Origin of the sequence: Mycolicibacterium smegmatis, assembly GCF_001457595.1 — a bacterium.
In the GTDB taxonomy this organism is placed as follows: domain Bacteria; phylum Actinomycetota; class Actinomycetes; order Mycobacteriales; family Mycobacteriaceae; genus Mycobacterium; species Mycobacterium smegmatis.
On sequence record NZ_LN831039.1, the window covers coordinates 5,833,741 to 5,846,928 of the forward strand.

Here is a 13,188-nt window from a genome sequence, read left to right on the forward strand (position 1 = left end):
ATGACCGATGACGGCTACACAGTCGGTGACTACCTCCTGGACCGGCTCGCCGAACTCGGCGTGACCGAGGTCTTCGGCGTCCCCGGCGACTATCAGCTGGAGTTCCTCGACCACGTCGTGGCGCACCCGCGCATCACGTGGGTCGGCGGCGCGAACGAACTCAACGCGGGCTACGCGGCCGACGGCTACGGCCGGCTGCGGGGCATGGCGGCGTTGGTCACCACGTTCGGCGTCGGTGAGCTCTCGGCGGCCAACGCCATCGCAGGCAGCTACGCCGAGCACGTCCCGGTGGTGCACATCGTCGGCGCGCCGTCGAAGGATTCGCAGGCCGCGCGGCGCATCGTGCACCACACGCTGGGTGACGGCGATTTCGAGCACTTCCTGCGCATGAGCCGCGAGATCACCTGCGCGCAGGCCAATCTGGTGCCCGCCACGGCGACCCGCGAGATCGACCGCGTGCTCTCGGAGGTGCACGAGCAGAAGCGGCCCGGCTATCTGCTGATCGCGACCGACGTCGCCCGCTTCCCCACCGAACCACCGACCGCCCCGCTGCCGCGCCACAGCGGGGGCACCAGCCCACGGGCGCTGTCGCTGTTCACCGAGGCCGCAACGCAACTCATCGGCGAGCACCGGTTGACCGTGCTGGCCGATTTCCTGGTGCACCGCATGGGATGCGTCGAGGCGCTCAACAAGCTGCTGACCGCCGACACCGTGCCGCACGCCACGCTGATGTGGGGCAAGAGCCTGGTCGACGAGAGTTCGCCGAACTTCCTGGGCATCTACGCCGGTGCGGCCAGTGAGGGCTCGGTGCGCGAGGTGATCGAGGACGCGCCTGTGCTGGTGACCGCAGGTGTGCTGTTCACCGACATGGTCAGCGGGTTCTTCAGCCAGCGCATCGACCCGGCACGCACGATCGACATCGGGGTCAACCAGAGCGTCGTCGCCGGGCAGGTGTTCGCGCCGCTGGACATGGCTGCCGCGCTCGACGCGCTCGCGTCGATCCTCGCCGAACGCGGCATCGAGTCGCCCGCACTGCCGCCGGCCCCCGCACCGCAGCGGCCCGCAGCGCCGCCGCGTGACGCGGTGCTTACACAGGAAGCGTTGTGGGACAGGCTCGCCGAGGCGTTGACGCCGGGCAACGTGGTGCTCGCCGACCAGGGCACGTCTTTCTACGGCCTGGCCGGGCACCGGCTGGCGTCGGGCGTGACATTCATCGGTCAGCCGTTGTGGGCGTCGATCGGCTACACACTGCCCGCCGCGCTCGGCGCGGGCCTGGCCGACCGCGACCGGCGCACGGTGCTGCTGATCGGCGACGGCGCAGCGCAGTTGACGGTGCAGGAACTCGGCGCGTTCGGCCGCGAGGGGCTCACGCCCGTGGTGGTGGTCGTCAACAACAACGGCTACACCGTGGAGCGCGCGATCCACGGTGTCACGGCCCGCTACAACGACATCACGGCGTGGCAGTGGACCGAGTTGCCGGCCGCACTCGGTGTGCCCGATGCGCTGACGTTCCGCTGCGCCACCTACGGCGAACTCGACGACGCACTGACCGTCGCCGCCGAGACGCAGGACCGCATGGTGTTCGTCGAGGTGATGCTTGAGCGCATGGACATTCCGCCGCTGCTGGGCGAGCTGGCACAGTCGGCCTCGGCCGCCAACGCCAAATAGCGCGTGAGGTTCAGCCCTTCTTGACCTTGAGCACCTGTTTGCGCAGGCCGTCGGTCGCGGTCTCGACCCCGCCCTTCATGGTGCGCTTGACGATGAACCCGGGCAGCGGCACCGACAGGTCGATCGAGATGTCGAAACGCACCTTGGTCTTGTCGCCCTGCGGCGTCAGGGTGTAGCTGGCGTCCTGCGCCTTGAGCTGGCCGGCGCTCATCAGCGTCCAACTCACCTTGTTCTCCGACCACGTGTACTCGATGACCTGGTCGTCGGTGAGCCCCGCGGCCTTGACCGTCATCTTGGCCCGGCGCGGCCTGCCGTCGTCGTAGCGTTCGGTGATCTCGGCGTGGGTGTACTGCGGTGACCAACTCGGCGTCGACTCGACGTCCGCGATGACGTCGAGGATCTCCTCGGGTGACGCCTCGATCAGCACTTCTCGGGAATCGCTGGTTGCCATGCCGCGCACCTTATCGGGCTACTCTCGACGTCATGTCCAGAACCGTCGATCCGAGCGTCCCACCCGCCGGGACCGGATGCGCGGAATGTGATGCGGCAGGAGGTTGGTGGGTGCACCTGCGGCGGTGCGCCAAATGCGGGCACATCGGCTGCTGCGACGACTCGCTGGGCCGGCATGCCGCGGCGCACTGGCGCGAGACCAAGCACCCCGTGATCCGGTCGTTCGAGCCCGGCGAGGACTGGTTCTGGAACTATGCCGAGAACGCGTACATCGACGGTCCGGAGTTGGCGCCGCCGCAACACCATCCCGCGGATCAACCGGTGCCCGGTCCGCGCGGGCGCGTGCCCACCGACTGGGCCGACCGATTGCGGGCGCGTTAGAGATCGGCGAGCGCGGGCGGTCGACATGGCCTTTCGGCCCCGGACGGGTTGGGCGCATCAGCAGGTCGGCATACCCGTCGGCCGCCTTCCTGGCGACCAGCTGGGAACTCGCTGAAAACGCTCCTCACCCATCGGGCGCAACCTGCCGATTTTCCGATGTGCACCAGCTCACGGTCACAGGAATGAATATCTGCGAGGTACAGCGGCTTTTTCCTCGTATGACCAGCGATGTTCACGACGCCACAGACGGCGTCACCGAAACCGCACTCGACGACGAGCAGTCGACCCGCCGCATCGCCGAGCTGTACGCCACCGATCCCGAGTTCGCCGCCGCCGCACCGTTGCCCGCCGTGGTCGACGCGGCGCACAAACCCGGGCTGCGGCTGGCAGAGATCCTGCAGACCCTGTTCACCGGCTACGGTGACCGCCCGGCGCTGGGATACCGCGCCCGTGAACTGGCCACCGACGAGGGCGGGCGCACCGTGACGCGTCTGCTGCCGCGGTTCGACACCCTCACCTACGCCCAGGTTTGGTCGCGCGTGCAAGCGGTCGCCGCGGCCCTGCGCCACAACTTCGCGCAGCCGATCTACCCCGGCGACGCCGTCGCGACGATCGGTTTCGCGAGTCCCGATTACCTGACGTTGGATCTCGTATGCGCCTACCTGGGCCTCGTGAGTGTTCCGCTGCAGCACAACGCACCGGTCAGCCGGCTCGCCCCGATCCTGGCCGAGGTCGAACCGCGCATCCTCACCGTGAGCGCCGAATACCTCGACCTCGCAGTCGAATCCGTGCGGGACGTCAACTCGGTGTCGCAGCTCGTGGTGTTCGACCATCACCCCGAGGTCGACGACCACCGCGACGCACTGGCCCGCGCGCGTGAACAACTCGCCGGCAAGGGCATCGCCGTCACCACCCTGGACGCGATCGCCGACGAGGGCGCCGGGCTGCCGGCCGAACCGATCTACACCGCCGACCATGATCAGCGCCTCGCGATGATCCTGTACACCTCGGGTTCCACCGGCGCACCCAAGGGTGCGATGTACACCGAGGCGATGTTGGCGCGGCTGTGGACCATGTCGTTCATCACGGGTGACCCCACGCCGGTCATCAACGTCAACTTCATGCCGCTCAACCACCTGGGCGGGCGCATCCCCATCTCCACCGCCGTGCAGAACGGTGGAACCAGTTACTTCGTACCGGAATCCGACATGTCCACGCTGTTCGAGGATCTCGCGCTGGTGCGCCCGACCGAACTCGGCCTGGTTCCGCGCGTCGCCGACATGCTCTACCAGCACCACCTCGCCACCGTCGACCGCCTGGTCACGCAGGGCGCCGACGAACTGACCGCCGAGAAGCAGGCCGGTGCCGAACTGCGTGAGCAGGTGCTCGGCGGACGCGTGATCACCGGATTCGTCAGCACCGCACCGCTGGCCGCGGAGATGAGGGCGTTCCTCGACATCACCCTGGGCGCACACATCGTCGACGGCTACGGGCTCACCGAGACCGGCGCCGTGACACGCGACGGTGTGATCGTGCGGCCACCGGTGATCGACTACAAGCTGATCGACGTTCCCGAACTCGGCTACTTCAGCACCGACAAGCCCTACCCGCGTGGCGAACTGCTGGTCAGGTCGCAAACGCTGACTCCCGGCTACTACAAGCGCCCCGAGGTCACCGCGAGCGTCTTCGACCGGGACGGCTACTACCACACCGGCGACGTCATGGCCGAGACCGCACCCGACCACCTGGTGTACGTGGACCGTCGCAACAACGTCCTCAAACTCGCGCAGGGCGAGTTCGTGGCGGTCGCCAACCTGGAGGCGGTGTTCTCCGGCGCGGCGCTGGTGCGCCAGATCTTCGTGTACGGCAACAGCGAGCGCAGTTTCCTTCTGGCCGTGGTGGTCCCGACGCCGGAGGCGCTCGAGCAGTACGATCCGGCCGCGCTCAAGGCCGCGCTGGCCGACTCGCTGCAGCGCACCGCACGCGACGCCGAACTGCAATCCTACGAGGTGCCGGCCGATTTCATCGTCGAGACCGAGCCGTTCAGCGCCGCCAACGGGCTGCTGTCGGGTGTCGGAAAACTGCTGCGGCCCAACCTCAAAGACCGCTACGGGCAGCGCCTGGAGCAGATGTACGCCGATATCGCGGCCACGCAGGCCAACCAGTTGCGCGAACTGCGGCGCGCGGCCGCCACACAACCGGTGATCGACACCCTCACCCAGGCCGCTGCCACGATCCTCGGCACCGGGAGCGAGGTGGCATCCGACGCCCACTTCACCGACCTGGGCGGGGATTCCCTGTCGGCGCTGACACTTTCGAACCTGCTGAGCGATTTCTTCGGTTTCGAAGTTCCCGTCGGCACCATCGTGAACCCGGCCACCAACCTCGCCCAACTCGCCCAGCACATCGAGGCGCAGCGCACCGCGGGTGACCGCAGGCCGAGTTTCACCACCGTGCACGGCGCGGACGCCACCGAGATCCGGGCGAGTGAGCTGACCCTGGACAAGTTCATCGACGCCGAAACGCTCCAGGCCGCACCGGGTCTGCCCAAGGTCACCACCGAGCCACGGACGGTGTTGCTCTCGGGCGCCAACGGCTGGCTGGGCCGGTTCCTCACGTTGCAGTGGCTGGAACGCCTGGCACCTGTCGGCGGCACCCTCATCACGATCGTGCGGGGCCGCGACGACGCCGCGGCCCGCGCACGGCTGACCCAGGCCTACGACACCGATCCCGAGTTGTCCCGCCGCTTCGCCGAGCTGGCCGACCGCCACCTGCGGGTGGTCGCCGGTGACATCGGCGACCCGAATCTGGGCCTCACACCCGAGATCTGGCACCGGCTCGCCGCCGAGGTCGACCTGGTGGTGCATCCGGCAGCGCTGGTCAACCACGTGCTCCCCTACCGGCAGCTGTTCGGCCCCAACGTCGTGGGCACGGCCGAGGTGATCAAGCTGGCCCTCACCGAACGGATCAAGCCCGTCACGTACCTGTCCACCGTGTCGGTGGCCATGGGGATCCCCGACTTCGAGGAGGACGGCGACATCCGGACCGTGAGCCCGGTGCGCCCGCTCGACGGCGGATACGCCAACGGCTACGGCAACAGCAAGTGGGCCGGCGAGGTGCTGCTGCGGGAGGCCCACGATCTGTGCGGGCTGCCCGTGGCGACGTTCCGCTCGGACATGATCCTGGCGCATCCGCGCTACCGCGGTCAGGTCAACGTGCCAGACATGTTCACGCGACTCCTGTTGAGCCTCTTGATCACCGGCGTCGCGCCGCGGTCGTTCTACATCGGAGACGGTGAGCGCCCGCGGGCGCACTACCCCGGCCTGACGGTCGATTTCGTGGCCGAGGCGGTCACGACGCTCGGCGCGCAGCAGCGCGAGGGATACGTGTCCTACGACGTGATGAACCCGCACGACGACGGGATCTCCCTGGATGTGTTCGTGGACTGGCTGATCCGGGCGGGCCATCCGATCGACCGGGTCGACGACTACGACGACTGGGTGCGTCGGTTCGAGACCGCGTTGACCGCGCTTCCCGAGAAGCGCCGCGCACAGACCGTACTGCCGCTGCTGCACGCGTTCCGCGCTCCGCAGGCACCGTTGCGCGGCGCACCCGAACCCACGGAGGTGTTCCACGCCGCGGTGCGCACCGCGAAGGTGGGCCCGGGAGACATCCCGCACCTCGACGAGGCGCTGATCGACAAGTACATACGCGATCTGCGTGAGTTCGGTCTGATCTGACCTGCCGGTCTAGCTGTACATCTAGCGCCGCACCGTCGGGCTGTGCCCGACGTTGGCGCGCGGCGGCGTCGCGCCCGATCTCGACGGGTTGCTCTGCCGCATGCTGATGCAGACGCCCAGGCTGCCGCCGACGCACGGGATCCCGTTCATCGTCGGCACTGGTCCCCCGGAGTAGTTGCCGGTCGGGTCGAGCGCCGCGGGATCGGCTGCGGCGGCCGGGGCGAGCACGACCGCGAGTGCGGTCGCCGCCGCGCAGCACCCGGCCATCGCCCGGAACCGTCGTCCCGTCATGGCTGACACGCTAGTCCGTCGGATCATCCGATGGGGGTCAACGGACTGAGCACGTCACGGACGAACTGCGAGATGTTCACCGTCGGGTTGCTGTCCGGGAAGCTGACCGTGGCCAGGATGTTTCCGCCCGCGTCGGCGAAGTTCTGATCGGCGCGGCCCTGGTGCGACGACGACGTGACCAGGATGATGCCCGTCGTGCCGGCCTTCTTGGCCAGCGGCACCGAGAACTGCGCGTTCTGCACGGTGCTGTTGGCGCGGTCCTCGACGATGATCCGGTTGGCCGGAAAACCAAGCATGAGAAGCAGATTGCGCATCGCCGCGGCCTCGGTCACGCCACGCTGCGGGTTCCCGCCCGTCACGATGACCGGCGACTGCGGGAACGCCTGCGCGATCACCAGTCCGGTCAGGGTGCGGTGGTACAGGATCTGCCGCATGGTGCCGTCGGGCTTGAGGCCGTAGCCCAGGATCACGATCGCGGGTTTGGTGAAATCCTTGGCCGCCACGGGCGGCGCCGCCGAGGCAACAGGGGTCTGCTGCACCAACGCGCCGCATATCAGCGCCATCGCGATCGCCACCGTCCCGATCAGGCGCCGTATGCCGGTCTCGTCCCTGGTGATGGCATCCCCTCGTCCCATCTCACCCCCGAAAAGTTGCGACACGCGTGAATATCGTGGCATCTGAGGGAGATGTTACAGATAGGATCCCTGAGGCTCATCGTGTGCATGTGGCAGTACACGGGTAGGGCTGCCCTCCTCGATGTGCTCGGCCACCCAGGCGTCGACCTCGGTCCACACATCCCGCAGCCACGGGCCGAGATCCTCACGCGGCGGCAGTTCCTCGGTGGGTATCAGCGACACATGCACCACCAGTCTTCGGTGCACGGGTAGCCGCCACCACGGCCGTGCCCGCCCGTCCGCGGAGAAACCGCTGTGGGTCAGCACCAGCACACTGGCGTGCGGCGCGCCGGCCATCGCCGCCGCCGCACCGCCGGTTCGTGGCGGCAACGTGTACGACTGTCGCCAGGCGCGCCGCGCCTCACGCAACCGTCCCGACGACCGCAGCCGGCTGATCGCCTCATGCCAACGCGCCCAGCTGAAGTTGCCGCCCTCGGGGAACAGCAACAGCGCGTCGCCGCCGGCGAGCGAGGCGGCCAGTTCACGGACCTGCGCACGTGCCCGCTTTCCGCCCCGGCTCAGGAAGCACAGGCAGCCCAGGTCTCCGGCGAGGTCCAGCACAGGTTCGCACCGCAATAGGCCCTTGAGCACGATGCGTGTGCGCAACCGGTAGTGAAACGTCAGCAGCCAGGCGATCAGCAGGCTGTCTCCCGGCCCGCAGTGCCGCGAGAACACGATCACCGGTTCGTCACGGGGAACCTCGCCCGGCTCGACCGATCCGGTGTCCAGCAGTACCTCCACGTCGAGGATGCGGCGGGCGATCGTGTAGATCTTCCCGACGAGATCGCGGGTGAAGCGGTCGCCGTCCTGACCGCCGCCCAGCAGCTTCGCGAGGGCATACAGTTCCATCGCCGCGTAGGCGACCACGGCCGCCACGGTCCGGCTGGGCCTGCTCGACCGCAACACCAGGTCGGCCACGACGGCCAGCGCCATCGCTGGCACCGAGTACAGCAGCACACCCAGCATCAGCACGGTGACCAGAGGCACCGTGACCGCGCGCCGCAGCAGCCTCATGGCAGGGCCTTCAGGTATTCGCGGGTCGCGTCGTACGCCACCTCGGCGCGTCGCCCGATCCGGCGGCTGTCGCGGTAGCGCAGATTCGACCACGTCGCCGCGGCACGTTGGGGCTGACCCGACGGCAGGACGTGGACGGCCACGTCGGAACGCACGCGTTCCAGATCTCCGTGGAACCGGTGCCGACGGGCGATCTCGAACGCCGCGAAACCGACCTCCCACAGAAAGCGCGGCACCCTGAGTTCCTCTTCGAGACGCCCGACGTGGAGCACCCAGATCGTGTCCGCGCCTCGCGACACCGCCCGGTCCAGCGGGATGCTGTTGACCAGCCCGCCGTCGAAGAAGTGCTCATCGCCTATGCGCACGGGTGGCAGCACACCCGGCAGCGCGCACGACGCGAGAACGGGCTCGACGAGATCGCCACTGTCGAACCAGTGTTCGCGGGCACGCTCGATGCTGGCCGCGACACACTCGAACGGAACCGCGAGTTCCTCGAACGTGTGCACCGGCAACCGTTCCCGCAGCAGCCGGCGAAGTTCCGAATTGTCGTGCAGCGACGTGGGTCTGCGCAGCACCTCGGCGGCCCGGCGGATGAGGGATCCGCCGAACACGCCCTCGCCACCCAACGCATCCCAGAACTTCACCAGTGCGCGCGCCCCTTCCGGGGTGGGGTCCGCCGCGAGCGCCGCGCCGTTGATGGCGCCCACCGATGTCCCGCACACCAGATCGGGACGAACCCCGCTCTCGAGCAGCGCGAGCGCCATCCCGGCCTCGGCCGCGCCCAGCACGCCGCCGCCTCCCAGTACGAATGCCACGCGGGACATCGGCGCCGTCAACCGTGTTCGCGCGGCAGCAGCGGACCCAGCGGCCCCAGGTCGATGTTGAGGTCCTCTGGTCGCAGCCCGAAATACTCGCGCAGCTCCTCCATGGCCTCCTCGAGCCGCATGAGTCCGACCCCCAATCGTTCGACGGTGTCGTCGGACAGGTCACCGACGTCCACGCGACGTAGCGCCTGACGTTCCATCAACTGTCGCAGCAGTTCGACGATCGTGAGCACCAAACGGCCCAGGTCCCGCCCGACGTCCTCGGGATCCATCTCGATACGGCCGCTCTTCTTCTCCATCAGCGTGGCTCTGTCACGGGTTCCATCAGGGTGCCCACCGAACTGATCAGCGCCCGCAGCGAGATGTGCACCAGGTCGACGTCGGCGAGGCTGATCGTCAGATCACCCGCGATCACCACGCCGCCTGCCAGCAGACGGTCGAGCAGGTCGACCAGCGCGACGTCATCGGTCCTCGGCGCGTGGATGCTCTCGACCGTCATGGCTGCCCCAGGCTCGTGAACGAGTAGGGCGCCCACGGGCCCGTGATCTCCAGACGCAGGTGGTCGCCGTTCGCCGCGTCGACCCGCTGCGCCAGCCGTACGGCGCCGTCGTCGTCCACGAGATAGGCGGCGTTGAGCACCATTTCGTCGCTGCGACCGGTGAGCCGGGGATCCTGTGGTGGATACAGCCGGTGGTCGGCGGCGAGCCCGGCCAACTCGTGGTGGAGTTCGTCGGCCGCCTCGGCCACGTGCTCACGACGTTGTGCGACGCGGGCACGTTCGGTCCGGCGACGCATCAGGTACGACGTACCGGGCCTGTCCGACGGGGTGTCCGGTGAATCCGTCTCCGCGGCCTCGGGAGCGGGAGCGGGAGCGGCGTAGCCTTTGACTCCCCACTCCGTGCGACCGCGGATCCGGTCGAGCGTCTCGGCCAGTTCGTCACGACGTTCACGGAGGAGTTCGTGCACACCTGAGTCTGAGTGGTAGACCGTCGCCATCCGCACCGGCGCGATCGAATGTGCCTGTGCGGCACGGTCGACCACCTCGTGGTGCGCGCGGGCCAGCTTCTCGAGCCAGCCCAGGTCCTCCAGGTGGGCCCGGATGGCCTGTTCGCTGAACCGCTCGCGGTCCACGGACGCGACGATCGCGGCCAGCGGTCCCTCGACGACGGTACGCACCTGTGCGTCATCGACCCCGACCATGCCGCCGACCATGTCGGCGTCGGTGCGTTCAGACTCCCCGACGTCCAGGTTCGGTGTCCATGGTGAACACTCGGTAGAAGTAGGCGACACTGTCGGTGTCGCCGTTGTCGACGCGCTTGAACGCTTTCCCGATGGGGTTCGCATGTGTCGCAGTGGACGCGCGATAGTTGGTGAGCGGACCCATGTTGCGAACGAGATCGGGTGGGGTGTCGACCCATTCGTAGCCGGCGTTGCGGACGAGCACCTCGCCGACGTAGCAGCCGAACGCGAAGATGGTCTCGGCCACCGCGTCGGAACCCGGCTCCCGTAACTCTTCCAGGATTCCGTCCACGAGACTCAGTGAGGAGCAATGATCAATACCTGTGGATGAGCCTCGGTGTGGGGGCGTGAAGATGGGCGCACCTTCCCGGGGATGATCTTCACGGAATCAGGTATTCGATCAAGACCGGCGTTGGCGCGCTGGTTGGGAAGGTACGCCCATGCTCACCGTAGTTCACGACACCGAGGACGCCAACGACAAGGCCAGCGGTGCTGGTCGGTCGTTGTTGGATGAGATCGTCCGCGACGGGGCCCGGCAGATGCTGGCCGCGGCGTTGCAGGCCGAGGTCGCCGCCTACGTGGCGCAGTTCGCCGATCAACTCGACGAGAACGGTCACCGGTTGGTGGTGCGAAACGGCTATCACCAGCCCCGGGAGGTGCTGACCGCCGCCGGCGCGGTGCAGGTGAAAGCGCCGCGGGTCAACGACCGCCGTGTCGACCCCGACACCGGTGAACGCAAGCGGTTCTCCTCGGCGATCCTGCCGGCCTGGGCGCGCAAGTCGCCGCAGATGAGCGAGGTACTGCCGCTGCTGTACCTGCACGGCCTGTCGAGCAACGATTTCACCCCTGCCCTCGAGCAGTTCCTCGGCTCCGGCGCTGGGCTGTCGGCCAGCACGATCACCCGGCTCACGGCGCAGTGGCAAGACGAGGCCCGCGCGTTTGGGGCCCGCGACCTCTCGGCCACTGATTACGTGTATCTGTGGGTCGACGGCATTCACCTCAAGGTGCGGCTGGACCAGGAAAAGCTCTGTCTGCTGGTGATGCTGGGCGTGCGTGCTGATGGCCGCAAGGAGCTCGTGGCGATCACCGACGGCTACCGCGAGTCGGCCGAGTCGTGGGCCGATCTGTTGCGCGACTGCAAGCGCCGCGGCATGACCGCCCCCGTACTCGCGATCGGCGATGGCGCGCTCGGGTTCTGGAAAGCAGTCCGCGAGGTTTTCCCGGCCACCAAAGAGCAGCGGTGCTGGTTTCATAAGCAGGCCAATGTTCTTGCTGCACTGCCGAAATCAGCGCACCCGTCGGCGCTGGCGGCGATCAAGGAGATCTACAACGCCGAGGATATCGACAAGGCCCAGATCGCGGTCAAGGCCTTCGAGGCCGACTTCGGCGCGAAGTATCCCAAGGCGGTCGCTAAGATCACCGACGACCTCGATGTGCTGCTGGAATTCTACAAGTATCCGGCCGAACATTGGATTCATCTGCGAACGACGAATCCGATCGAATCCACCTTTGCCACAGTGCGTTTGAGGACCAAGGTCACCAAGGGGCCCGGATCACGAGCGGCCGGACTAGCGATGGCCTACAAGCTCATCGACGCCGCCGCGGCCCGCTGGCGTGCCGTCAACGCCCCACACCTGGTCGCCCTGGTCCGCGCCGGCGCGGTCTTCCATAAAGGCAGACTGCTCGAACGACCCACCGACATCACCCCGCCAACATCGCCCTCAGACGGCGGTCAGCACGCCGGAACGGAGGTCGCCTGAAACACCCCGATCCACAGGTATTGACAATTCCTCCTCAGTGAGGCCGGGGCGTAGCCGAGTTCGATGCCGGACACGTTGCGGGCGGCATCAACGGCCCGCTGGGCGAGTTCGGCGGCATGCTCCGGATCTGGTGGTGCCGGAAGCCGCAGTCCCCGTCCCGCCCATGCCGGCCCGGTCACGACGGGGCCTGGAACGGCGACTTGAGCTGCTTCGAGGTCAATCGCCCGCATGACCGCCAGCCGCGCTTGGTGATCAGGCGTGAGCACTGTCCGGACGCCGTCGAACGACACAGCTTGATCTGAATCGTCCTGAATGTGACCTACCCCGGTGGGGTGGGGCGATTCGGTCACGGTCTGTCTCCCTTTGACTGTCTCTTGGCCGCAACGAGGTGAGGCGGTGGCGAGCCTGGCCCGTTCTTCTGCCCGTGTTCCCAGAGCTGTTGTGCGAACGACAGGTACACCTCGACGGAGTCGAGGGTGAGGTTTCCGACCTCCCGCTTGCCGCCGTAGAAGCCCGGCACAGTTGCTCCCGCGCACGAGTCGAACGCCAGCTGGTCGATGCCCGCAGCTTCCATCCATTCGCGGAACAGGTCGGGCAGCAAGAAGTCATGCGCGATCGGAACGCTCAGCGCGCCCTCGAACGACTCCACGTCCACCCACGGCGTGACCGAGCCGTCGAAAGGATCGAGAACCACCACGGTGCGCAACGTTTGGCTGCTGTCAGACGCCCCCTCGACCGTGAGCCGAGTCGTCACGGCGAACTGCCGTGCCAGCCAGTCGAACGCGAACACCTCGGCGGCGAGTCCTCGCGCACCGCACATCGCATCGACAGCTACTTGCGCTGCGGGCGCGGAGTCGGCGTCGTGGAACCGGAGCAGGCCGCGGTTCATGGAGCACCCACACAGGCCGCGGTCGGCGAAGGTGCCGCCGACCAGGCCGGGTCGCCACTGGGCATCTGGCCGTGTGGGCGGATGGAATGAGAAGTCCATCGCGGTAATCAGTCCAACTGGTGAGAGAACGTCGACATGTCCTTGCGCGTGGAGAACCGGGTCGCCACTCGCCGTCTTCGTCGTCTTCGAGCGGCGGGCGTGGCTCGCGCATCACCGACACCGCCCAGATCACGCCGTGGACCACCGCTACGACGATCG

The 13,188-nt window shown here is 67.8% G+C and carries 15 protein-coding genes; 4 read left to right on the forward strand and 11 right to left on the reverse strand.

Going from position 1 to position 13,188, the window contains the following annotated elements:
* Nucleotides 1-1,668 carry an alpha-keto acid decarboxylase family protein gene (locus tag AT701_RS28090; protein ID WP_058127016.1) on the forward strand — a complete coding sequence of 556 codons (1,668 nt, stop codon included), beginning with the start codon at nt 1-3 and terminating at the stop codon, nt 1,666-1,668.
* Between the two features lie 10 nt (nt 1,669-1,678).
* Here the strand turns inward: AT701_RS28090 and AT701_RS28095 are convergent, their stop codons facing one another.
* Nucleotides 1,679-2,119 (reverse strand): SRPBCC family protein, encoded by a 441-nt coding sequence (locus tag AT701_RS28095; protein WP_058127017.1) that lies wholly within the window; start codon nt 2,117-2,119, stop codon nt 1,679-1,681.
* Between the two features lie 32 nt (nt 2,120-2,151).
* Here AT701_RS28095 and AT701_RS28100 point away from each other — a divergent pair, with 32 nt between their 5' ends.
* Both AT701_RS28100 and car read left to right on the forward strand, forming a co-directional pair.
* Nucleotides 2,152-2,499, forward strand: a complete 348-nt coding sequence (locus AT701_RS28100) for a UBP-type zinc finger domain-containing protein (protein ID WP_058127018.1) — start codon at nt 2,152-2,154, stop codon at nt 2,497-2,499.
* Nucleotides 2,500-2,717: 218 nt separating this feature from the next.
* A complete protein-coding gene (gene car, locus AT701_RS28110) occupies nt 2,718-6,239 on the forward strand; it encodes a carboxylic acid reductase (protein ID WP_058127019.1) in 3,522 nt (1,173 codons plus the stop codon).
* A gap of 21 nt (nt 6,240-6,260) precedes the next feature.
* Here car and AT701_RS28115 read toward each other — a convergent pair whose 3' ends face one another.
* From AT701_RS28115 to AT701_RS28150, 8 genes are read right to left on the reverse strand one after another with little or no spacing between them, the layout of a single operon-like run.
* Nucleotides 6,261-6,530 carry a hypothetical protein gene (locus tag AT701_RS28115; RefSeq protein WP_223495811.1) on the reverse strand — a complete coding sequence of 90 codons (270 nt, stop codon included), beginning with the start codon at nt 6,528-6,530 and terminating at the stop codon, nt 6,261-6,263.
* 23 nt (nt 6,531-6,553) lie between these two features.
* Complete coding sequence (locus AT701_RS28120) at nt 6,554-7,165, reverse strand: YdcF family protein (RefSeq protein ID WP_371746440.1); 612 nt, start codon at nt 7,163-7,165, stop codon at nt 6,554-6,556.
* Between the two features lie 54 nt (nt 7,166-7,219).
* Nucleotides 7,220-8,218 carry a lysophospholipid acyltransferase family protein gene (locus tag AT701_RS28125; protein WP_003897163.1) on the reverse strand — a complete coding sequence of 333 codons (999 nt, stop codon included), beginning with the start codon at nt 8,216-8,218 and terminating at the stop codon, nt 7,220-7,222.
* A complete protein-coding gene (locus AT701_RS28130) occupies nt 8,215-9,042 on the reverse strand; it encodes a patatin-like phospholipase family protein (protein WP_036453811.1) in 828 nt (275 codons plus the stop codon). The genes AT701_RS28125 and AT701_RS28130 overlap by 4 nt, the downstream gene beginning before the upstream one ends.
* Nucleotides 9,043-9,050: 8 nt before the next feature.
* On the reverse strand, nt 9,051-9,341 hold the full coding sequence (locus AT701_RS28135) for a gas vesicle protein K (RefSeq protein WP_011730759.1): 291 nt from the start codon (nt 9,339-9,341) through the stop codon (nt 9,051-9,053).
* A complete protein-coding gene (locus tag AT701_RS28140; protein WP_003897166.1) occupies nt 9,341-9,541 on the reverse strand; it encodes a gas vesicle protein in 201 nt (66 codons plus the stop codon). The genes AT701_RS28135 and AT701_RS28140 overlap by 1 nt, the downstream gene beginning before the upstream one ends.
* Nucleotides 9,538-10,242 carry a GvpL/GvpF family gas vesicle protein gene (locus AT701_RS28145; RefSeq protein ID WP_233031979.1) on the reverse strand — a complete coding sequence of 235 codons (705 nt, stop codon included), beginning with the start codon at nt 10,240-10,242 and terminating at the stop codon, nt 9,538-9,540. The genes AT701_RS28140 and AT701_RS28145 overlap by 4 nt, the downstream gene beginning before the upstream one ends.
* 28 nt (nt 10,243-10,270) lie before the next feature.
* On the reverse strand, nt 10,271-10,573 hold the full coding sequence (locus AT701_RS28150; RefSeq protein WP_223495815.1) for a hypothetical protein: 303 nt from the start codon (nt 10,571-10,573) through the stop codon (nt 10,271-10,273).
* A gap of 148 nt (nt 10,574-10,721) precedes the next feature.
* Here AT701_RS28150 and AT701_RS28155 point away from each other — a divergent pair, with 148 nt between their 5' ends.
* On the forward strand, nt 10,722-12,041 hold the full coding sequence (locus AT701_RS28155) for an IS256 family transposase (protein WP_011727856.1): 1,320 nt from the start codon (nt 10,722-10,724) through the stop codon (nt 12,039-12,041).
* On the opposite strand, the gene AT701_RS28160 is transcribed toward AT701_RS28155, so the two are convergent.
* Together AT701_RS28160 and AT701_RS28165 are read right to left on the reverse strand one after the other, a co-directional pair.
* The gene (locus AT701_RS28160) at nt 12,014-12,391 is read right to left on the reverse strand and encodes a hypothetical protein (RefSeq protein ID WP_223495818.1); all 378 of its coding nucleotides are present in this window, start codon (nt 12,389-12,391) and stop codon (nt 12,014-12,016) included. The genes AT701_RS28155 and AT701_RS28160 overlap by 28 nt on opposite strands.
* Nucleotides 12,388-13,029 carry a hypothetical protein gene (locus AT701_RS28165; protein ID WP_011730762.1) on the reverse strand — a complete coding sequence of 214 codons (642 nt, stop codon included), beginning with the start codon at nt 13,027-13,029 and terminating at the stop codon, nt 12,388-12,390. Before AT701_RS28165 ends, AT701_RS28160 begins: the two co-directional genes overlap by 4 nt.
* Between the last annotated feature and the right edge of the window lie 159 nt (nt 13,030-13,188).